Genomic DNA, 21,507 nt, shown 5'->3' on the forward strand with positions numbered 1-21,507 from the left:
GGAGAGCAACATGCGGGACAAACTCTGGCCGGCCGTCGTGCTGGCAGCAACCCTCTGCACCACCGCCTACGCCGGCGACGCCGGTTTCAACTCACCGGGCGACGCCACCGACGCATTCGCGTCGGCCGCCGCGCAACGGCGCGCCGACCTGCTCGTGCGCAAGATGACGCTCGACGAGAAGCTCCAGTTTATTCATTCGCAATACGAAATGTCCAAGGTGCCGGGTGGCGGCGCCGGCTATATCCAGGGCGTGCCGCGGCTCGGCATTCCCGATCTCAACATGGCCGATTCGTCGACCGGCTCCGGCAGCACGTCGCAAGCCAGCACGACGTTCCCGGCGACGATCGCCGTCGCCGCGAGCTGGGATCGCCGGCTGTCGTACGACTACGGCAAGCAGGTCGCGATCCAGTTGCGCGCGCAAGGCTTCGGCATGGGCCTCGGCGGCGGCACCAACCTCGCGCGCGAGCCGCGCGGCGGCCGCCTGTTCGAGTATCTCGGCGAAGATCCGCTGCTCGCCGGCGACCTGCTCGCCGAACGCACGCTCGCCACGCAGCGGCAGAAAGTCATCGCGACGATCAAGCACTACGCCGGCAACGAGCAGGAGCACGGCCGGATGGGCGGCAACACGCAGATCGACGAACGCACGCTGCGCGAGCTTTACCTGCTGCCGTTCGAGATCGCCGCGAAGCGCGGGCGGCCCGGCAGCGTGATGTGCAGCTACAACCGCCTGAACGGCGCGTATGCGTGCGAAAACAATCACCTGCTGAACGACGTGCTGAAGAACGAATGGGGCTTCCAGGGCCAGGTCCAGTCCGACTGGGGCGCCACGCACAGCACCGCCGCCGCGATCAACGCCGGGCTCGACGAGGAAGAAGACGTCGGCTCGACCGTGTATCTGACGCCGGCGGCCGTCAAGCAGGCGATCGCGAACGGCTCGGTATCGACCGCGCGCCTCGACGACATGGTGCGCCGCAAGCTCGCCGTGATGATCCGCGTCGGCGTGATGGACGATCCGGCCAAGGGCGGCGGCACGATCGATTTCGCGGCCGCGAACCGGTTCGCGCAGGCGGCCTCCGAGCAGTCGATCGTGCTGCTGAAGAACGACGGCAACCAGTTGCCGCTGGCCGCGTCGGCGCTGTCGCGTATTGCAGTGATCGGCGGTCATGCGGATGCGGCCGTTCTGTCCGGCGGCGGCTCGGGCAACACGCGCGATCCCGTATCGGGGTCGTTTGCAGGCTGCGGCGGCCTGACGTTCGGGTCGTCGACCGGCTGCAGCTGGTGGCGCAATCCGTGGCTCAAGGTCGACGTGCCGATCGTCGCGGCCATCCGTGCGCTTGCGCCGGCCGCGCAGGTCACGTACGCGGGCAACAGCGACCAGCAGTCGCCGTTCCGCGCGTACACGCAGCAGGAAATCGACCAGGCCGCAGCGCTCGCCGGCCGCTCGGATGTCGCGATCGTCGTGGTCGCGCAGCCGGCCGGCGAGGATTTCGGCGATCTGCAGAGCCTGAGCCTCGCGAACCCGTCGAACCAGGACGCGCTCGTCGAAGCCGTCGCGCGTGCGAATCCGCATACGATCGTCGTCGTCCAGAGCGGCAATCCGGTGCTGATGCCGTGGAAGGACAACGTGTCTGCCATCGTCGAGGCGTGGTATCCGGGCGAAGCCGGCGGCAAGGCGATCGCGAACGTGCTGTTCGGCGCGGTCAATCCGTCAGGCAAGCTGCCCGTCACGTTCCCCGCGCGCGATCAGGATTCGCCGACCTGGGGGCAGAACGGCGCGTTCGACAACGATCCCGTCTACGCGGAAAAGCTGAACATGGGCTATCGCTGGTATGACGCGCGCAACATCAAGCCGATGTTCGAATTCGGCTACGGGCTGTCCTATACGCACTTCGCGTATTCCGGGCTGTCGGTGTCGAAGCAATGGGACGGTTCGCTGAGCGTCGCGTTCACCGTGCGCAACGACGGGCGCGTCACCGGCGCGGAAACGCCGCAGGTCTATCTCGGCGTGCCGTACAAGGACGAACCGCCGAAGCGGCTGGTCGGCTGGGAGAAGATCCGGCTGAATCCGGGCGAAGCGCGGCGCGTGCGCGTGACCGTATCGCCGCGGATGCAGAGCGTGTGGGAGACGTCGCGTAACGGCTGGCGAGTCGTGCCGGGCGGAACCGTGTATGTCGGTGCTTCGTCGCGCGATATCCGCCTTCAAGGCCATTGATCGCCGATGAATCGACGGGGGACGCCGGGCATCGCATGCCCGGCGTCCCCCGCGCTGGCCGATCCGCGGATCGCGTCTAGCGGACCAGCAGTGCCAGCGTCGTCGCGAGCGCCGCAATCGCGGCGATTCCCGCCACCACACCCGCCAGATGCGCGGCAACCACCAGGCCGGCCGGCAATCGGGACGCGACGCCGGCCATCACGCGCCGCCCGCGTCCAGCGTATCGAGCAGCGGCCTCGCCAGATGCAGGACCTGGTACACCGTGCCCGCGCCGCCGCCGTCGTCGTCCGGTTCGTGTTCCGTGACGACGGCACGCGTCAGCCGCCAGCGCAGCGGGTCGAGACTGACGGCCGCCGCAACCACACCCCGCCGTGCCGCCACGTCGCGATTGCGCGCAACCTCGCGCGCAAGCGTCGCATCGAGGTCGGCATCCGCCGGAATCTCGATGGTTTCCAGGCGCGCGAACCGTCCCGTCGACGCACTGCCCTTGCGCGCATCGAGCGCAACCTGGGTGTCGATCGGCGCGCGGCCGAAGCTGTCCGTCACGACCCGATAGCGGCCGTCGGTCACGAAACCGGCGAACGCCTGTTCGTTGCGCCACAGATAGAACGACGCATAGCCGTTTTCCGTCGCGCCGTAGCGGCCGGCCTCGCGCAGCAGGAATCCCTTGAACAGCAGGTCCGGCGTGTCGTCCCACAGCCTGCCGCGCTCGCGCACGCGCTGGCGGATGATCTCGAGGTCGTAATCCGCCGGCAGGCGGTGCACGTAGTACGCGGTCAGCATGATCGGCTCCTGGCAAAAGAAAGGCGGGAATTCGGGACAGCCTGGAAACAGCGTAGAAGACCTTGAATCATTTGAAAAGACGATGGCAGAATATTTCAATGATTCGATTTTGAAATGGGTGCGTGTGCGATGAAAACGCTCGACATCGAAGCCGTGCAGGCGTTCGTGCTGACCGCCGACCTCAAGAGCTTCACGCGGGCCGCGGAAGCGATGGACACGACGCAGTCCGCGGTGAGCCTGAAGATCAAGCGGCTGGAAGACGGGCTCGGCCGCCGCCTGCTGGAGCGCACGCCACGGCAGGTCCGCCTGTCGGCCGACGGCACCGCGTTCCTGGAACCGGCGCGCGAACTGGTGGCGGCTCACCATGGTGCGGTCGGCGCGTTCGGCACCGGCCAGCGGCGGCTGGTGATCGGCGTCAGCCACCATGTCGTCGGCGCAGATCTCCCGATGCTGCTGCGGCGCATGAGCGAGGCGGAGCCGACGCTCGTGCTCGAGATCCGCGTCGCCGCGTCGCGCGACGTGCTTGATGCGTTCGATCGCGGGCAGCTCGACGCGGCCGTCGCGCTGCAACACGACAGCCGGCGGCTCGACGGCGAAACCCTCCTGTCGGAGTCGTTCGGCTGGATGGCCGCGGCCGATTTCGAGTACCATCCGCCGCAGCCGTTGCGGCTGGCCACGCAAGCCGAGCCGTGCAGCGTGCGCCGCATGGCGGTCGGCGCGCTGGACGAAGCCGGGGTCGCGTGGACGGAAGTCTTCGTCGGCGGCGGCGTGGCGACGATCGGCGCGGCGGTATCCGCGGGGCTGGCCGTCGCGGCGCTCGGGCATCGCGTGGCGCCCGCCGGCACGGTCGACGTCGGTGCGCGATACGGGTTGCCGCCGTTGCCGACGCGCGACGTGGTGCTTCATTCGAACCTGACCGATGCACGCGCACGGCAGGCATTGCGCACGCTGGGCGCGGCGCTCAGGTCATCGGTCGGCACGCGTTGAGGTCGCACGCGTGGGTGCTGGTCGTATCGCTCACGCCTGGCCGATTCCGAACCGCCCCTCTCGGAGAGAACAAACATGCGTCCGCTGGAAGAACTGGTCGACGAACGCGAGTCCGCTCTGCCGTCACTGCTCGAGTGGGCGGCGGCAGCGGGCCATCGTTGCGAAATATTGCCGCCCTCGGATCGGAACGGCGAGATTCTCTCCGCCCTTCAGGTCACCACGCGCTCGCCCCTGGGGACCATCGCCTATTCGACGGGCGGCGTGCTCGTGGACGGCGGCTACCTCCGTCTGCTCGGCTCGGGCCATCACAAGATGCGCAGGGACATCGTCGGCTGGAATGACGGACGGTCTTCCGGTTTTCTGCTGGTCGCGGACGATGCCGTCGGCGGATTCTTCGCGCTGAACGGGGGCGCACTCGGGGAGGACACGGGTTCGGTGTACTACTTTGCACCGGACACGCCGGGATGGGAGCCCCTTGAGATCGGCTACGGCGACTTCGTGCGATGGTCCCTCGGCGACAGGCTGCACGACTTCTACGCGAGCATGCGCTGGCCCGGCTGGCAAGCCGATGTTCAGGGCCTGACGACGGACCAATGCTTCAGCTTCTATCCGTTCTTGTGGACGAAAGAAGGCTCGGTCGAGCACAGCAGCCGTCGGGCGGTCAACGTTTCCGAGGTGTACGCGCTCCAGATCGGCGCCGGTCCCGTGGCATCAGGGCAACCGTGATCGGGTATCCGGGCGCCGGGATCCAGCGCGATGCCGCCGCCGGGTCGCGTTTTGACCTCGTCGACCTGCTTCGATGCGCGCCACGGTAAAATTCCCCGTTCATGTCACCCGCCCGTGCCGGCCAGCCATGCCTGCCCGGGTCAACATCAAAGCCGTCATCGCGTTGATTTCCTTGTACTTTTCATCTTGCGGCGCATGAGTTACTCGCTCGCCACCACCTACATCAGCGAACTCGAGATCCGCAAGAGCCGCTTCATCGCGTATGCGCTTCCCGTCGACGACCGCGACGCCGCCATGCAGGTGCTGCAACGCCTGCGCGACGAGCATCCGGCGGCCACTCACGTGTGCTGGGCGCTGCTGGCGGGCGGCCAGTCGGGCATGTCGGACGACGGCGAGCCGTCGGGCACCGCGGGCCGGCCGATTCTCGAAGTGCTGCGCCATCACGATCTCGACGGCGTGCTCGGCGCGGTCGTGCGTTACTACGGCGGCGTGAAGCTCGGTGCGGGCGGGCTGGTGCGCGCGTACACGGATGCGATCGCATCGGCGCTGCTCGATGCCGAGCGCGTCGAACGCATTCGCTACGCACGCCTCGCGATCGAGATCGGCTACCCGGAAGAAGCGCGCGTGCGCCGCTGGATCGAACAGGCCGGGTATGAACTGGTCGACAGCGCGTACGGCATGACGGTGAAGCTCGTGATCAAGCTGCCGGAAACCGCCCACGCCGATGCAAAAACCGAACTGTTCGATCTGACGCAGGGGCGCTCAGGGTTTCCGGACCTTTAAGTCATTGCGACGGCAGGCCCGCGCGGGTGCGACCGCCCATCCGGAGACTTCAACGGAAAGCCGGCCACGGCCCCGAGAATGCAAGAAACGGCGCAATCAGGATGATCAACGGCACCTGGCCGATCACGACCACGCCATCGGCTGCAAGGGTCAGCGGCGTCAACGGCAGCAACGCGATCTTCTGCCCTGCACTCAGCCGCTGCCGGACCTGGATGCTGTACGGCCGGTTGAAACGCTGGACATGCGCGGCGACGTTGTCGTTGCCCGCATTGAACACCTGCCCGGCAATCTCCTCGTCCAGCGTCAGCAACTGACCCGAGCGGGCAAATCCCAGTTCCGCAGCGCGACGTCGGATGTCGTCCGGTGCATCTTTCCTGAGCGATAACGTGAACGATCCGGATACCGCGCCGGCATCGACGGTGAAGGTCCAGAACCGGGCCGTCAGGTACTCGCGAACGGGAGATTCGAGGATGTTCGCCAGATTCGGCGGAATATCGAAGATGTAGTGACGCGTCTGCCCGATAACGACGAGCTTCGACCGATCACCGGTCATCGCGAAGGTCTCGATCTGCTCGGTGTACGGATGATCCGAGAACAGATCCTTGGTCATGTGCGGCGCGCAGGCGCCGACGGAAAGCGCGCCGACCGCAATAGCGCCTGCGACGACGAAACGTCTGCGTGCCGGGTTCATCGGGCCATCCCGTTCGCGTTGCCTTGCGCAATCGCGCAGGCAGGCGCTTCTTCATGGGGATCGCCGCTGCGATCGCTAGCGTCGACACGCTGCAACCGCGCCGCGGCCATGCGGACACGCTCCGGTTCATTCATTTTTTATGCAGGCTCTCAGGTTCTCGCGACCGCATGGATTTCCCGGTGCGATCATATTCTTCAGCGCGTCCGGACTGCCCGTTTCGACATCGACGACGCTCGTCGACGCGCACATTACGGCACGCTTTCGAAGCTGTCAATCCGACCTCGCGAAAGACTGTAAAACCCGTCAAGGCGAATCGCCCGCGCCCGGCGAAGACGCAAAAAAAGCGCGCCGCATGACGCGGCGCGCTTCTTCACATCAAATCCGGCCGGTGTGAACCGGTCAGTAAGTATCCGGCACGATCATGTTGTCCGGCACCGGCCGGCGGATGTAATCCTCGTGATGTTCACGCGGCGGCAGGTCGATCGGCGGGTGCGACACCTCGTGATACGGCACCTGGCCCAGCAGGTGGTGGATGCAGTTCAGCCGCGCGCGCTTCTTGTCGACGGCCTGCACGACCCACCACGGCGCCTCGGGAATATGCGTGCGCTGCAGCATCTCTTCCTTCGCGGCCGTATAAGCCTCCCAACGGCGACGGCTTTCGAGGTCCATCGGGCTCAGCTTCCACTGCTTCAGCGGATCCTCGATCCGGCTCTGGAAGCGCAGCTCCTGCTCATGATCGGTGATCGAGAACCAGTACTTGACGATCTGGATCCCGCTGCGCACGAGCATCTTCTCGAACTCGGGCACCGACCGGAAGAACTCCTCGTACTCGTCGTCGGTACAGAAATTCATCACGCGCTCGACGCCCGCCCGGTTGTACCAGCTGCGGTCGAACAGCACGATCTCGCCGCCGGCCGGCAGATGTGCGACGTAGCGCTGGAAATACCATTGCGTGCGCTCGCGGTTGCTCGGTGCGGGCAGCGCCGCGACGCGGCACACCCGCGGGTTCAGGCGCTGCGTGATGCGCTTGATCGCGCCGCCCTTGCCGGCCGCATCGCGCCCTTCGAAAATGACGACGAGCCGGTGACCCGTGCTCACGACCCAGTCCTGCAGCTTCACGAGCTCGCCTTGCAGCCGGAACAGTTCGCGGAAATATTCCTTGCGCGCCTCGCGACGCTCTTGCGAAAACAGCAGGTCGTCGCCCTCGTCGAAGCGGCGGTCGTCAAGCTCCATCTCGAGTTCTTCGTCGTAGGCGTCGACGAGATCTTCCTCGAAGCGGCGCTGGCGCGACTCCATCGACGCCATGTCGGCGCGGTCGTCGGTCTCGGTACGGGTATCGTTGTCGCCCATGGGGCCTCCTTCCATCATTGACGCAGCCAAACTCGGCCATTATCCCAGTGTCGCGCGTCAAATTCATGAAAATGGGCGGCCCCCGTCAGAAGCGGAAGTTCAGCAGCACGCTGGCCAGCACCGGGTTCGCCGAAATGTCGAACGTGTTCGATGCGAGTGTCCGGTTCGGCTGGCTGATGTCGAGCGTGATCTTCGTGCGCAGCGGGATGTAGGTGACCATTCCGGTGACCCAGAGCTGGCGCGTGATCTGGTAGCTCGCGCCGACGGTGAACACCGGCTCCCACACGCTCTTCACCTTCGCCGACACGTTGGTCCGCCCCGACAGCAGCAGGTCGCCGCCCGCGTCCCAGATCCGCTGGAACAGCGCCGGGTCGAGCAGCAGCGACTGCAGGCTGCCGATGTCCCCGCCCGCCGCGAGCAGCCCGCCGAGCGATGCCAGCTTGCGCTGGAACACGGGGTTCAGGTTCGTGTTCGTGAAGCGCGTATAGCTGATGCCGATGCCCGCAAATGGGCGAAAACGATCGTCGCGCTCGCCGAGGTAGTACTTGAACACGACGGACCCGAGCCATGCGCGCGTGGTCGCGAGCGGGTTGCTTTGCGTGTTCGCGAGGTCGATCAGCGGAAAGCGCCCCTGGACGCCGGCAAAAATGCGATCGAGCGGCAGCGCGATGCTGCCGTGCCCGCGCAGCGTCAGCACCGGCGGAATGCCGCCACCGAGTTCGGCCGCCCAGTTCTCCGAGAAAAAGTGAGTGAACGTGAACGCCAGCGTGTTCGAGTTGCTGAGCGACAGGCTCGACCCCGCGTTCTGGAAGCTGTTCAGCCCGAGCGCGTCGGTATGCGTCGTCACGGGCGTCGACCGGCCAGTCGTCGCGATGAAGTGCCAGCCAAGGCCGACCATGTTGCGGTCGTCGCCCATCAGCTGCTCGAGCAACGGCGGCGCCTGCGCGGCCGGCAGATCGGGCAGCCGCGACGGATCGACCGGATGCAGCTCGTACGGCATCCGGTCGGCGTGGACGACGCCGCCGGCCGGTGCGCCATCCGCCGCTGCATCGCGCGGCGCGGCCGGATCGCAGCCGCCGGGCGAACCGTTGTCGTCGAAGCCGATACCGTCCACGCCATCGTCGCGCGCTGTCGCGCACGCACGCCCCGCTCCGCCGGTTCGCTGCCCGAGCGTGATCTTGCGGGCGGTCAGCGGAACGGGGTCGGCCGGCGGCACGTCGACGGACGCACCGTCGCGCCCGCCGCGCGCCGGCCCTGCATCGGTTGCCCACGCGCTCGCATCGAACCCGTCCGCATCGCCGCCCGGCCAGAAGCCGATCCCGTCGGCGCCCGCCTGCCAGTGTGGTTGCGTGTCGCCGTCCTGCTGCGGCGCGCCGTGCGCGGCGGCCGCGCACGCGAACAGCGTCGCGCCGAGCCAGCGCGACAGCGGGCGCACGGTGCCCGGCCGCGCGCGGCGGCGGGTCGTATCGCGAGTCGTCATCGGCTCAGGCCGGCACGCCGAACAGGCGCTGGCGGATCCGGTACAACGGCTCGAACAGCCATTCGAGCAGGCTGCGCCGCTCCAGCACGACGTCGGCCTTCAGCATCATCCCGGCGCGCAGCGACAGCGGCCGCCCGTCGAACGACGGCGCGCGGTCGGCGAGTTCGACCCAGGTCTTGAAGTAGGTCTGCGGCGCAGCCGCGTCGCCGGGCAGGTTCAGCTCCTTCGCCGAGAACGCGACGGGCGAGATCGACAGCACCTTGCCGCGATAGGTGCCGAATTTCTCGACCGGATAGCTTGCGTACGCAACCTTCACCTCCTGCCCCTTCTTTACGAAGCCGGCCTTCGACGACGGAATGTAGACCTCGGCGATCAGCCCGTCGGCCTTCGCGGGCAGGATCTCGACGACGCGCGTGCCCGGCGGGTCGATCACGCCACCCTGCACGACGTCGAGCCGCACGATCTGCCCGTCGGCCGGTGCGTACAGCACCTGGTTCACGTTCTCGTCGATGTTGTATTCCTTTGCGTTCAGCTCCTCCTGCTTGATCTTCAGCTCCGCGTTCGCGCCGTCGTACTTGCTCTGCATCGTGTCGAGGTCGCCGCGCAGCTTCATCGCGTTCTTCGCGAGCTCGGCGCGGCGCAGCAGCAGGTCCTGGTACGCCTGCCCGGCCTGCAGGTACTGCGTGTTGACCTGGTTGTACTGCTCGAGCGTCACGACCTGTTCGTCGAGCAGCTGCTTCACGCGCGCGCGCCGTTCGCCGTACTCGTCGACGATGCGCTTCTGGTCCTGGATCTGCCGGTCGATCAACCCGCGGCTCTCGCCCTGCGCGGCGATCTGCTGGTTGATCTGCTGCACCGTCGACCGGTATTCGAGCTGCGCCGCGTCGATCTGCTGCTTCACCTCGACGCGCTGCCGGTCGAGCGCCATGCGCATCCCCTGCACGTTGTTCGCCTGGCTGACGAAGCTCGTGTCGCGCGTCACCGCGAGCAGCTTCTGGCCGGCCTTCACGTGCTGGTCCTTGCCGACGTAGATGTCGCGCACGGCCCAGCCCGGCGGCGCACTGACGCCGATCAGCCCCGAACGCGGCGTCAGCATCCCCGACACGCTCTCGGTATTCGCGTAGCTCAGTTCGACGAGCGCGGTCACGAACATCGCGAACATCGCGAGCGACAGGTAGCAGAAGAACCGCATCGACACCGGCACGTCGACGACGCCGTGGATCACGGTGCCGAAGGTCGTGCCGCGCGCGAGCTTGCGCGACGGCTTCTGTTCTCGGAGGGCGGAGTTCCAGGTCGGCATGGGGCAGGCTCGTCAGGCGCGACGCCGCGCGGCCGCATCGAGCAGCGGCGTCGGCATCAGGTAGGGCGTGAAGTGTTCCCAGAAATGCCATTGCTCGGGCTGGCGCACGAGCGCCTGCTCGAGGCGGTCGACGATCCGCTGGTGTGTCGCGCGCACCGGCGACGCGTCGTCGTCCGCGCCGAGCATCGGCGCGAGCGGGCTGGCCGCGAGTTCGGTGAAATGCACCGCGCAGCGATCGCGGAACGGCACGCCCGTCGCATACGCGACAAGCAGCGGAATCCCCTGCTCGACCGCGAGCTTCACGCCGCCGCCGGCCATCCGCACCCAGCGCCCGCCGAGCCGGCAGCGGTTGGTCTTGCCGAACTTGCCGTGCAGGTCGGAGAACAGCAGGAACACGGGCGCCTCGCGCCGCAGGCTCGTGATCAGCCGCCGCAGGTGCACGCGCTCCTCGATGTCGATGAACTCGACCTCACCTGCGCCGTATTCGGCGACGAGCCGCAGCGCATCGTCGAAGAACGCACCGGGCGCATCGCGGTGCATGATCACCATCAGCTTGCGGTCGTCCGGAATCATGAAGCGCAGCTTCGTGACGAACAGCATCAGGTTGCCGAAGTGCAGCCCCGCGAGCATCAGCGGGCCGCCGCGTGCAAGCGCCGCCCGCAGCTGCTCGTCGCCTTCGCACGCCATCCCGTCGATCATCGACTTCATCGATGCGAGGCTGTGCGTGCGCAGCTTGAGGCCGGCGAACTCGGCCTCGAACAGCTCGCGCACGACCGCAGCCGACACTTCCCGCACGCGCCGCGGATCGTCGTTCAGGTGTGCGCTCAGCATGTAGGCGACCGCGCGTTCGATCGATTCGCGAATGCACGGAAAGCAGCGCAGGCATGCCCCCGAGCACCAGCGCATCAGCCGCAGCCCGCGCGCGGGCGACGTGCGCAGCGCGACCGCACGCACCGCGCGGCGCACCAGGAACGCATACGAGAACGGATTCAGCAGAAAGAGTCGCCCGAGCATCACCGCATCTCCTCGTTCATGCGCCATGCGCCGGTCGCATCGGTCAGGACGCCCTCGTGCATCTGGTAGATGCGGTCGACCATCGACAGGATCGACGCATCGTGCGTGACGAGCACGATCGTGGACGGCAGCGTCAGCACGTTGCGGCAGATCTCGTGCGTCGTCGCCTGGTCGAGATTCGACGAAAACTCGTCGAGGATCAGCAGGCGCGGCTCGCAATACAGCGCCCGCGCGATCAGCAGCCGTTGCATCTGGCCGGCCGACAGGAATTTCTGCGTATCGCCGAGCGGCGTGTCGTAGCGATGGTCGAGCCGCTCGATCTCGTCGTGGATGCACGCGAGCTTCGCCGCGTCGAACATCGCGCCGATCCGCGGTGCCGGCGCGAAGTTCGTGATGTTGTCGCGAATCGTCCCGCGAAACAGCTGGTCGGACTGCGTGACGGCCGCCAGATGCTTGCGGTATTGCCGCAGGTTCACTTCCGCGAGATCGACGCCGCCGACGAACAGCGTGCCGGGGTCCGGCCGCACGAGCCCGCAGATCAGGTTCAGCAGCGTCGTCTTGCCGCTGCCGGTGCGGCCGACGATCGCGATCTTGCTGCCGGCCGGCACGTCGAGCGCGACGTCGCGCAGGATCGGACGGTTGCCGCCTTTCGGCGTGTACGACAGCGCGCGGATCGCCAGCGTGCCGTCGAACCCTTCGACCGGCCGCACGACCGCATCCGGCGCGGGCTCCTCGGTCTCGGTCTGCAGCACGTCCGCGACGCGGTCCATGTGCACCTGCAGCACCTTGCGGCGCACGTAGAGCTGGATCGAATCGATGAACTTGTCCGCGAACAGGTTCTTGTACTGGATGAACGCATAGATCACGCCGATCGTGCTCTGGCCGTGCATCACGAGCCACGCGCCGTAGGTCACGATCACCAGTTGCTCGACGTGCACGATCCCCTTGGAAATTGCATCGAACAGCAGTTGCAGCCGTTCCTGCTGGCGCATCGCCTGCAGCTTCTGCGTGAACGCGTTGACCCACAGGCTGCTGCGCGCGGTCTCGGCCGACAGCAGTTTGATCGAATGCGCGGAACGGATGTTCTCGATCAGCAGCGCATCGGCCTCCGCGCCGCGCGTGAGGATCTGCGACATCGCGTCCTGCAGTTGCGGCTGGATCGCGAGCCGGCTCAGCGCGAACAGCACCATCCCGGCGAGACTGATGCCGGCCAGCACGGGGCTGTAGTACAGCATCAGCACGAGCGTCAGCGTGCAGGTGACGATATTGAGCAGCCCGCCGACGAGCCCGTCGACGAGAAAGCGCCCGACCTCCGACACCGACGACACGCGCGAAATCGAATCGCCGGTGTTGTGGAACAGGAAATAACCGATCGGCAGCCGCGCGAGATGGCCGACCATGTTCGCCGACAGCTGCTGCGACACGATGTTGCGCAGGTAGCTCTTGATGTTGCCGACGAGGTTCGCATACAGCGTGTCGAACAGGAACACGATCGCGAACAGGATCGTCAGCAGGTACAGGATGTCGACGTCGGTCTTCTTCAGCGCCTCGTCGATCGTCAACTGCACGTACGACGGGCCGAGCAGCAGCAGGAGCTGCGCGGCGACGCCGCCCGCGACCCCGATCGCGAGGCTCTTGCGGATGCCCGTCAGCCCTTCGAGGTAGTCGCGCAGCCGGATCCGGTCGGCCTGCCCCGCCCGCGTGAAACCGATGTCCGGATTCAGCTCGAGTGCATAGCCGGTGATGTGCGTGAGCGCCTGTGCGAGCGGCAGCTTCGTCTCGCCGAGCGCCGGGTCGACGATGTGCACGCTGCCGTAGCCGATCTTCGTCAGCACGACATAGTGGTTCATTCCCCAGTGCAGGATGCACGGCGTCTTGAGCGCGTCGAGTTCGCCCGCGTCGAACTGCAGCCCGCGGGCGCGCAAGCCGAGATCGTTCGAGATCTCCATCAGGTCGAAGAACGACAGCCCGGAATCGATCCGGACCGGATAGCGGTTGCGCAGCGTGCGCAACGTCGTTTCGCGCCCATGCCACGACGCGATCATCGCGAGGCAGGCGAGGCCGCACTCCGTCACTTCGTCCTGCAGGACCGGACGGACTTTACGCGTATTGAAGAGCATGGTCGGGCACCCGGGGCGCGACGACGCGCCGCCCGGGCCTGACGGTGCGGGCCCGCGGCGGATCGTGCGCGATACGCATGGGCGCAGCCGGCACGCTGCCGGCTGCGACGGAAGATCGGTGTTACCGGCCGCTCAGCGCGACGAACCGAGCGACATCCGGAACTGTTCGACGGCGCGGGTCTGGTACTGGGTCATCAGGCCCTGCAGCGTGGTCCCGATCGACTGATTGACGAGATCGACCGTATAGGCGGCCGAATTGGAGTAAAGCGACGCGCCGCCGCGAATCTGGCGGGCCTGTTCTTCCGTGATGTCTCGCATTTGTTGTGGCCTTTATATTTTCGGAATGCCTTCAGCTGTCAGCCAATCGCAAACCCAATGGCCGTTTGCTTTATTACGGAGATAATCCGGCACTCCTGCCTCCCGATAATCGCCCGATCCCGAAACAATGCATTTCGGAGTCGCTTTATTTCCACTGCGGCGATCGATTCTTTTCCTTCTGTTTCGCAGCATTTCGCGCGGGGGGCGCCTCCCCGCGCACGGCGGTTACTTGCCGGTGTTATTGAACGTCTTCGGGTTCTGCAGGTAATTGCCGAGGCTCGGCAGGAACTGGCCGAGCGCGGTTACCACCGGCGCGGCGTCAACAGCGAGGCTACCCAGCGAGCTGATCGCACCGCCGCCATGCACATTCCTGACCTGTTCCGTCGTCATGACCTTCATCATTCTCTCCTCGTAAAAATAAAGATGATGCAAAGAACCTTCATTGAAAGACAAACGGCCTTTAATCCCTAGCGACTTGTTAATCTAATAATCACTGCGATTACGAGCCGAAATCAGGCTATCATGCGGTCGCATCGGAATTCAATGGAGGACACACTCTTACAGGTGCGTTTTCCGATGTGTGACAGGTGGCAGACATTCACGCTGTTTGAATTTCAATTTCAAAACGTTTAAATCCCGCCGCAATGCATTGCGGCACGGGCAGGAGACGGAGACGGCCATGTTTGAAACGAGGCGCGCGAATCGCGGATCGGCGGCACCGGATACGGGTAATTCCCTATCAAGATTTTCGACTAGGTGGAATCCCCGACTTGCAACCATGACAGCGTTCGCTGTAACGATGGCCGGCATGTCGGCAAGCACGCAAGCGTTCTGCCTCGATACGGCCTACCAGTACGCGGCCGTGCACGATCCGCGCTACCTGCAGGCGCGCAGCGAATACGATGCGGCTCGCCAGAAATTCCCCGAAGCGCGCGCGCAGATGCTGCCGCAGGCCGCCGCGCAACTCGAATGGGGGCGCTACGGCACGCACGCGAACCTGTTCGGCATCGACGTCAGCGGCTCGAGCAATGCCGCGTACGGTTCCGCGCAGGTCACGCAGGCGCTGTTCAACGTGCCCTACCTGTACGACATGCGGCGTGCGACGGAGTACGAGGAATCGGCGAAGCAGAAGCTCGAGGTCGCGAAGCAGGACCTGATCCTGCGCGTCGCGAACGCGTGTTTCGACCTGCTGAGTGCGCGCGAGAAACTGCAGTCGGCCGACGACGAGGTCAGCGCGCTCACGCGGCTCGAAAGCGATACGCGGCGCATGGCGCAGCTCGGCATGAAGACGATCGGCGATACGGCCGAGATCGAGGCGCGCCGCAGCCTCGCGCAATCCGACGAGGCACTTGCGCAGACCGACGTCGACGCGCGTCGCGCCCGCTACGAGACGCTGCTCGGCTCGACGATCGACTTCACGCGCTGGCCTCGGCTCGCGATGCGCGGGTCGTCGCCGCGCATTCCGTCGGGCGAGTACGCGCCGCAGGACAACCCCGCGTACCGGCAGGCGTATCGCGACGTCCAGGTCGCGCGGCTCGCGGCGAAACGCGTCAGCGCCGAGCATTTGCCGACCGTCGACCTGTTCGCGTCGTATTCGCGCGGGCTCAACCCGAACCTGCGCGGGCTCACCGATCGTTCGGACTTCCATCAGAGCGCATTCGGCGTACAGGTGACGATCCCGATCTTCTCCGGCGGCAGCGTGTACTACCGGCAAGTGGAAGCCGAGCACGTGACCGAGCAATACCGCAACCGGCTGCGCGAGGTCGAGGAGCAACTGGGCACCGATCATCGCGAGGCGTTGTCCGCGCTCGAATCGGTCGGCAAGCGCATCCGCGCGCTGCAGCAGTCGCTGCAGGCCGCACGGCTCGCGTACGATTCGTCGATGAAGGCGCATCAGGTCGGCTACAGCACGACGTACGAAACGCTGAACCTGCGACGCGACATCTCGGGCATCCGGCAGAAGCTGTTCGACAGCTACCTCGATGCGCTGAAGCTGCAACTGAAGCTGAAAAGCGTGCTCGGCACGCTCGACGAACAATCGCTGATCGCGGTGGACGGCTTCCTCCAAAGCAACGCGGCGACCGACCGGAGCTGAACGCAATTCGATGCGCATCGCACATGCCGAATAACGTTGTGTACGCAACGTTATCGAGGAAGGCCGATTCGCCGGCCGGTCGCTTCATCGACACCCGCGCATCGCGATTCCGTCTCGTCGCTTCCCGCAAGCTTGCGTCCGACCCTGCACGTTCGTGCCGCGCAATGTCCGGTCCCGACCGCACATGACACCGGCCGTCGCCCCTTCACGACGTGCAGGGGTATACGCGGTGTTGCGTCGGAAAAAAACTTTGCATAGAGTGCTTCCCATCGATCCGGCGGACAAAGACGTCCCTCGATCGTGCGCAGCGCGATCCCGATAGCCCGCGCTTCGCTGGCCACGCATCCGGCCACCCATCCGCATTCCCGTTATCCGACAGCGTTGTCGGATGAACGGACCGGCAAAGAAGCCCTTGCCTCGCTCGTCGAGGCAAGGGCTTTTTTTTGTCTTTCGAAAACGCACGTCTTCACCTGAACCAGGAGCACACCATGCGTCATGGCGATATTTCCAGCAGCAACGACGCCGTCGGCGTCGCCGTCGTCCAGTACAAGATGCCGCGCCTGCACACCCGCGCCGACGTGATCGCGAACGCCCGCGAAATCGCGGAGCGCGTGGTCGGCATCAAGCGCGGCCTGCCCGGCATGGACCTCATCGTGTTTCCCGAGTATTCGACGCACGGGATCATGTACGACGCGAAGGAGATGTACGACACGGCATCGACGATCCCCGGCGAGGAAACCGACATCTTCGCGGCCGCGTGCCGCAAGGCGAACGTGTGGGGCGTGTTCTCGCTGACCGGCGAGCGCCACGAGGAACACCCGGACAAGGCGCCGTACAACACGCTCGTGCTGATCAACAACCAGGGCGAGATCGTGCAGAAGTACCGCAAGATCATGCCGTGGGTGCCCGTCGAAGGCTGGTATCCGGGCGACTGCACGTATGTCGCCGACGGGCCGAAGGGGCTCAAGATCAGCCTGATCATCTGCGACGACGGCAACTATCCGGAAATCTGGCGCGACTGCGTGATGCGCGGCGCCGAGCTCGTCGTGCGCTGCCAGGGCTACATGTACCCGGCGAAGGACCAGCAGGTGCTCGTGTCGAAGGCGATGGCGTTCATGAACAACTGCTACGTCGCGGTCGCGAACGCGGCCGGGTTCGACGGCGTGTATTCGTATTTCGGCCACTCGGCGATCGTCGGCTTCGACGGCCGCACGCTCGGCGAATGCGGCGAGGAGGAAAACGGCGTGCAGTATGCGGAGCTGTCGGTGAGCCTGATCCGCGACGCGCGCCGCAACATGCAGTCGCAGAATCACCTGTACAAGCTGCTGCACCGCGGCTACACGGGCAAGATCGGCTCCGGCGAATCGCCGAACGGCGTCGCGCAATGCCCGTTCGAGTTCTACGCGAACTGGGTGAACGACCCGGACGGCACGCGCCAGGCCGTCGAGCGCCTGACGCGCGCGACACCCGGCACACCTGAATGCCCGATCGAAGGCATTCCGTCCGAAGCGCCCGCGCACCGCTGAGCCCGCGCCCCGCCCGGCCGTTCGCGCCACCTGCGCGAACGGCTCCGCCTCACTCTGGAGCCCTCATCATGCTCGGTGTCGCTCTCTTCTTCATCGGCGCGGTGCTGGTCGTCAACGGCGTCGCGCTCACCGGCCGCATCGAACCGCGCGACGCGGCCGGCCTGAACCTGCTCGTCGGGCTGCTTGCGCTGCTGATCAACCTCGCCGGCCTCGTGCAGGCATCCGCGCCGCCGCAATATTTCTCGAGCGCGGGCGGCCTGCTGTTCGCGTTCACGTACCTGTACCTCGCGGCCGTCCAGTGGCGCGGGCTGCAGGGCGCCGGCCTCGGCTGGTACTGCCTGTTCGTCGCGATCAGCGCGCTCGTCTATGCGGGCACGTCGAACGACATGCGTTTCGGTGCGATGTGGCTGCTGTGGTCGAGCCTGTGGTTCCTGTTCTTCGTCGCGCTCGGCCTGAAGCGGACCGTACGCTTCCTGCCCGGCTACACGATCGCGATCGGCGTCGGCACCTGCTGGCTGCCCGGCATGCTAATGATGACGGGGAGGTGGTAATGAGCGCACGCGATACGCCGCTCGCCGCCGATCCGCTCGCCGGACACCGCATCGCCGACGCGCCGTTCTACCAGGCGGCCGGCGCCGAAGCCGACTGGTTCGAGACGGCCTGCCGGCATCGCCTGCCGATCCTGCTGAAAGGGCCGACCGGCTGCGGCAAGACGCGGTTCGTCGAATACATGGCGTGGCGCATGGGCCTGCCGCTGATCCAGGTCGCGTGCAACGACGACACGTCGGCGGCCGACCTGACGGGCCGCCATCTGCTCGACGCCGACGGCACCTACTGGGCCGACGGGCCGCTCACGCTCGCGGCGCGGCATGGCGCGATCTGCTATCTGGACGAGATCGTCGAAGCGCGCCCCGACGCGACGGTCGTGATCCACCCGCTGACCGACTCGCGGCGCGTGCTGCCGCTCGACCGGCTCGGCGAGGTCGTGCACGCGCATCCGGATTTCCATCTGGTGATCTCGTACAACCCCGGCTATCACGGCGAACACCGGCGGTTGAAGCCGTCGACGCGGCAGCGCTTCGTCGCGATCGACTTCGGCTATCCGGATGCCGCACACGAGGCCGATGTCGTCGTGCGCGAAAGCGGCGCCGACCGCGACACCGCACGCCGGCTCGTCGATCTCGCGCAGCGCACGCGTGCGTTGGCGCAGGCCGGCAACGGCCTCGACGAAGGCGCGTCGACGCGCCTGCTGGTGCACGCGGCCCTGCTGATTGTCGCGGGGCTCGCGCCGCTCGACGCGTGCCGGATCGCGATCAGCGACGCGGCAACCGACGACGCCGACACGCGCGCCGCGTTGCAGACGATGGCCGCCGCGCACTTCGCGACATGAGCGCGCTGCACCTCGCCCGCTTCCTGCACGGAATGAGCGCGCAGGAGACCGACGTGCGACTCGACGATGCGGCATTGCGCGCGACGCTCGGTCACGCCGCGTTGCGCGTGCCGGGCACGTTACCGCCCGATGCGCGCATCGCGGCGGCCGCGCACGCGCTTGCGCACTGGCGGCATTCGCCGCCCGGCGAACCGGCCGACACACTGACGCCGATCGGCATCGCGGTTGCCGGCCTGATCGAGGATGCGCGTGTCGAGACGCTGCTCGCCCGGACATGGCCGGGGCTGACGACCTTCTGGGCACCGGCGTTCACGCCGATCGACCGCGAAGGGCTCACGTTCGGTTGCCTGTGCGCGCGGCTCGCGAAGGCGCTGTTCGATCCGTCGTATCGCGACGGCAATCCGTGGGTCGACAAGGGTGTGCAGCTGTTCAACGCGAAACGCGATGCACTCGACGACTACCGCGCATTCCGCTCGATCGCGTCGCGGCTCGCGAACGATCTCGGCCAGATGCGCGTGCGCTTCGAGCCCGACGACGGCGCATGGCTGCGCTATCGCGACGACAACGCGTGGCTGTGGGCGCAACCGGCTGCCGCGTCGGAACGAGCGGGCAACGAAGGCGTCGAGACGTCGGCCGCGACAGGCGGCCACAGCGACGAACCCGACGACGAACCGCACCCGGCACCCGACGCGCCGCGCTATCCCGAATGGAATTGCCACACGCAACGCGAGCGCCGCGACTGGGCGACCGTCGTCGAACGCGCGCCCGTCACGTCGGCGCCGCCGCGCTCGCTGGCCACACTGATCGAAGCCGACCGGCGCGCCGCGAAACGGCTGCCGTCCCCGCGCGCGTCGGAGCCGATGCGACGCGTCGGCCGCCAGCTCGACGGCGACGCGCTCGACGTCGATGCCGCGATTGCCGCACGCATCGCGCGCCGCGCCGGGCATGCTCCCGATCCGCGCGTGTTCCGCCGCCGCGTGCCGCACGATGCGCACGGGCCCGTGCTGATCCTGCTCGACCTGTCGGCGTCGACGGCCGCGCACGTCGCCGCGCTCGAAAAACGCGCCGCATTCGTGCTCGGCGACCTGTTCGACCGGCAGCGGCGGCGTTGGGCGGTGCACGGCTACACGTCGGACGGCCGGCATCGCGTGTACTACGCCCGCTTCAAGGATTTCGGCGATGCGTTCGACGCCGGCCGCCGCGCGGCGCTGCTCGCGGCCGACGCCGGGATGAGCACGCGCACCGGTGCGGCGCTGCGTCATGCGCTGGCGCTGCTGCGGCGTGAAGCGGCCTGCGCGCGCGCCGCCGTGCTGATGATCGGCGACGGCGAAGCGGCCGACATCGACGTGTTCGACCCGCGCTACCTCGTCGAGGATGCACGTTACGCGGCACGCCAGGGCCGGCAGCGCGGCGTCGCGATCGCCGGTTTGTCGTTCGGCGCGCCGCCCGGGTTGTCTACAATACTTGGCATCGGCCCGCGCTGCGTGCACGCGGCGAACGGCGACGCCCTGCCCGCCGTCGTCGCGCACGCGGCCGGCCGGCTGACCGCGTGACGGCCCTACCCGCAAGCATCAGGATGGACGAATGAACAGTGTGAAGGTTGGCGTATTGTTCTCGCAGAGCGGATGCACGTCGCACCTTGGCCAGAGCCAGTTGCGCGGCACGCTGCAGGCGATCGCCGAAATCAACGAAGCGGGCGGCGCGAACGGCTGCGAGATCGTGCCCGTCGTGCGCGACGCGTGCTCGGACCCGGCCGTCTACGCGCGCCTCGCCGAGGAGCTGATCGCCACCGAGCGCGTGAACGTGCTGTTCGGCGGATACATGTCGAGCAGCCGCAAGGCGTTGATACCGATCGTCGAGAAGTGGGACAAGCTGCTGTTCTACCCGACGCTCTACGAAGGCTTCGAGTTCTCGCCGAACGTGATCTACACGGGCGCCGCACCGAACCAGAACAGCGTGCAGCTCGCCGCGTTCATGACCGCGCAGTTCGGTGCGCGCGTGTACCTGGTCGGGTCCGACTACATCTACCCGTACGAGTCGAACCGCATCATGATCGACCTCGTCACGCAACACCCTGAAGGCCAGATCCTCGGCGAGGTGTACATGCCGCTCGTCGCATCCGAGCAGGATTTCGCGGCGGTCGTCGAGGACATTCGCGCGAAGGCGCCCGACTTCGTGTTCAGCACGCTCGTCGGCGACAGCACGGCCGCGTTCTACCGCGCATACGCGCAGGCCGGCCTCGATGCACGCAAGATGCCGATCGCGAGCCTGACGACATCCGAGATCGAACTCGGCCAGATGGGCGCGGCCGCGGCCGGCCACTACACGTCGTCGCCCTATTTCCAGACGATCGATTCCGACGTGAACCGCCGCTGCATTGCACAGCTCAAGGCGCGCTTCGGCGACGATGCGAGCGCGTCCGCGCCGTGGGAAGCCGCGTATTTCCAGGTCCACCTGTTCGCCAACGCACTCGCGCGGGCCGGCACCGACCAGCGCGACCGGCTCGTCGAACATCTGGCCGATGCGGAGTTCGATGCGCCGCAGGGGCGCGTGAAGATCGACCGGCTCACGCAGCACACGTGCCTGTACCCGCGCATCGGCTGCGCGACGGCCGACGGCAACTTCACGATCGTGCGCGAAGCGACGCGCCGCGTGCATCCCGATCCGTACCTCGTCACGCATTCGCTCGGCGACCGCGTGCACACGCCCGACGAACTGAAGGCGTAACCGAC

Annotated in this window: 21 protein-coding genes; 11 read left to right on the forward strand and 10 right to left on the reverse strand. The window is 66.7% G+C overall.

Annotated elements, in window-relative coordinates; all coding sequences use genetic code 11:
• Positions 1–10: 10 nt before the first annotated feature.
• A complete protein-coding gene (locus tag BLA15945_RS06505) occupies positions 11–2,212 on the forward strand; it encodes a glycoside hydrolase family 3 C-terminal domain-containing protein (protein WP_059240745.1) in 2,202 nt (733 codons plus the stop codon).
• A 76-nt stretch (positions 2,213–2,288) separates the two neighbouring features.
• Here the strand turns inward: BLA15945_RS06505 and BLA15945_RS37845 are convergent, their stop codons facing one another.
• Both BLA15945_RS37845 and BLA15945_RS06510 read right to left on the reverse strand, forming a co-directional pair.
• On the reverse strand, positions 2,289–2,414 hold the full coding sequence (locus tag BLA15945_RS37845) for a hypothetical protein (protein ID WP_265095821.1): 126 nt from the start codon (positions 2,412–2,414) through the stop codon (positions 2,289–2,291).
• Positions 2,411–2,995 (reverse strand): DUF4865 family protein, encoded by a 585-nt coding sequence (locus BLA15945_RS06510; RefSeq protein ID WP_174991837.1) that lies wholly within the window; start codon positions 2,993–2,995, stop codon positions 2,411–2,413. Before BLA15945_RS06510 ends, BLA15945_RS37845 begins: the two co-directional genes overlap by 4 nt.
• On the opposite strand from BLA15945_RS06510, the gene BLA15945_RS37850 reads away from it, so the two are divergent.
• The 4 genes from BLA15945_RS37850 (at position 2,994) to BLA15945_RS06525 (ending at position 5,491) form a co-directional block, all read left to right on the forward strand.
• Positions 2,994–3,128, forward strand: coding sequence for a hypothetical protein (locus BLA15945_RS37850; protein WP_256086478.1), 135 nt, complete (start codon positions 2,994–2,996; stop codon positions 3,126–3,128). The genes BLA15945_RS06510 and BLA15945_RS37850 overlap by 2 nt on opposite strands.
• On the forward strand, positions 3,125–3,982 hold the full coding sequence (locus tag BLA15945_RS06515) for a LysR family transcriptional regulator (RefSeq protein ID WP_059240746.1): 858 nt from the start codon (positions 3,125–3,127) through the stop codon (positions 3,980–3,982). The genes BLA15945_RS37850 and BLA15945_RS06515 overlap by 4 nt, the downstream gene beginning before the upstream one ends.
• A gap of 75 nt (positions 3,983–4,057) precedes the next feature.
• Entirely contained in the window at positions 4,058–4,708 is a 651-nt protein-coding gene (locus tag BLA15945_RS06520) for a DUF2625 family protein (protein WP_059236979.1), read from the forward strand.
• Positions 4,709–4,903: 195 nt separating this feature from the next.
• Positions 4,904–5,491 carry an IMPACT family protein gene (locus BLA15945_RS06525; RefSeq protein WP_059236980.1) on the forward strand — a complete coding sequence of 196 codons (588 nt, stop codon included), beginning with the start codon at positions 4,904–4,906 and terminating at the stop codon, positions 5,489–5,491.
• Between the two features lie 49 nt (positions 5,492–5,540).
• Here the strand turns inward: BLA15945_RS06525 and BLA15945_RS06530 are convergent, their stop codons facing one another.
• From BLA15945_RS06530 to BLA15945_RS06565, 8 genes are all read right to left on the reverse strand, one after another.
• Positions 5,541–6,182, reverse strand: coding sequence for a hypothetical protein (locus BLA15945_RS06530; protein WP_059236981.1), 642 nt, complete (start codon positions 6,180–6,182; stop codon positions 5,541–5,543).
• Positions 6,183–6,581: 399 nt separating this feature from the next.
• Complete coding sequence (ppk2, locus tag BLA15945_RS06535; protein WP_059236982.1) at positions 6,582–7,532, reverse strand: polyphosphate kinase 2; 951 nt, start codon at positions 7,530–7,532, stop codon at positions 6,582–6,584.
• A gap of 85 nt (positions 7,533–7,617) precedes the next feature.
• Positions 7,618–9,012, reverse strand: coding sequence for an OmpW/AlkL family protein (locus BLA15945_RS06540; RefSeq protein ID WP_174991838.1), 1,395 nt, complete (start codon positions 9,010–9,012; stop codon positions 7,618–7,620).
• Between the two features lie 4 nt (positions 9,013–9,016).
• Complete coding sequence (locus tag BLA15945_RS06545; protein WP_174991839.1) at positions 9,017–10,312, reverse strand: HlyD family secretion protein; 1,296 nt, start codon at positions 10,310–10,312, stop codon at positions 9,017–9,019.
• Between the two features lie 12 nt (positions 10,313–10,324).
• On the reverse strand, positions 10,325–11,329 hold the full coding sequence (locus tag BLA15945_RS06550; RefSeq protein WP_174991840.1) for a lysophospholipid acyltransferase family protein: 1,005 nt from the start codon (positions 11,327–11,329) through the stop codon (positions 10,325–10,327).
• Positions 11,326–13,446: a peptidase domain-containing ABC transporter gene (locus BLA15945_RS06555; RefSeq protein ID WP_174991841.1), complete on the reverse strand. Its 2,121-nt coding sequence runs from the start codon at positions 13,444–13,446 to the stop codon at positions 11,326–11,328. The genes BLA15945_RS06550 and BLA15945_RS06555 overlap by 4 nt, the downstream gene beginning before the upstream one ends.
• A gap of 132 nt (positions 13,447–13,578) precedes the next feature.
• Complete coding sequence (locus tag BLA15945_RS06560) at positions 13,579–13,764, reverse strand: hypothetical protein (RefSeq protein WP_027791386.1); 186 nt, start codon at positions 13,762–13,764, stop codon at positions 13,579–13,581.
• 225 nt (positions 13,765–13,989) lie between these two features.
• Positions 13,990–14,166 carry a hypothetical protein gene (locus BLA15945_RS06565; RefSeq protein WP_006479216.1) on the reverse strand — a complete coding sequence of 59 codons (177 nt, stop codon included), beginning with the start codon at positions 14,164–14,166 and terminating at the stop codon, positions 13,990–13,992.
• Between the two features lie 376 nt (positions 14,167–14,542).
• On the opposite strand from BLA15945_RS06565, the gene BLA15945_RS06570 reads away from it, so the two are divergent.
• From BLA15945_RS06570 to BLA15945_RS06595, 6 genes are all read left to right on the forward strand, one after another.
• Positions 14,543–15,859, forward strand: a complete 1,317-nt coding sequence (locus tag BLA15945_RS06570) for a TolC family protein (RefSeq protein ID WP_233464137.1) — start codon at positions 14,543–14,545, stop codon at positions 15,857–15,859.
• Between the two features lie 488 nt (positions 15,860–16,347).
• Positions 16,348–17,385 carry an aliphatic amidase gene (locus tag BLA15945_RS06575; protein WP_059236988.1) on the forward strand — a complete coding sequence of 346 codons (1,038 nt, stop codon included), beginning with the start codon at positions 16,348–16,350 and terminating at the stop codon, positions 17,383–17,385.
• A 68-nt stretch (positions 17,386–17,453) separates the two neighbouring features.
• Complete coding sequence (locus tag BLA15945_RS06580) at positions 17,454–17,936, forward strand: AmiS/UreI family transporter (protein ID WP_059236989.1); 483 nt, start codon at positions 17,454–17,456, stop codon at positions 17,934–17,936.
• Positions 17,936–18,775 carry a CbbQ/NirQ/NorQ/GpvN family protein gene (locus tag BLA15945_RS06585; RefSeq protein WP_174991843.1) on the forward strand — a complete coding sequence of 280 codons (840 nt, stop codon included), beginning with the start codon at positions 17,936–17,938 and terminating at the stop codon, positions 18,773–18,775. Before BLA15945_RS06580 ends, BLA15945_RS06585 begins: the two co-directional genes overlap by 1 nt.
• Positions 18,772–20,328 carry a nitric oxide reductase activation protein gene (locus BLA15945_RS06590; RefSeq protein ID WP_174991844.1) on the forward strand — a complete coding sequence of 519 codons (1,557 nt, stop codon included), beginning with the start codon at positions 18,772–18,774 and terminating at the stop codon, positions 20,326–20,328. The genes BLA15945_RS06585 and BLA15945_RS06590 overlap by 4 nt, the downstream gene beginning before the upstream one ends.
• A gap of 31 nt (positions 20,329–20,359) precedes the next feature.
• Complete coding sequence (locus tag BLA15945_RS06595) at positions 20,360–21,502, forward strand: transporter substrate-binding domain-containing protein (RefSeq protein ID WP_059236992.1); 1,143 nt, start codon at positions 20,360–20,362, stop codon at positions 21,500–21,502.
• The last annotated feature ends 5 nt before the right edge of the window (positions 21,503–21,507 follow it).

The organism is Burkholderia arboris, from assembly GCF_902499125.1.
Taxonomy (GTDB): Bacteria; Pseudomonadota; Gammaproteobacteria; order Burkholderiales; family Burkholderiaceae; genus Burkholderia; species Burkholderia arboris.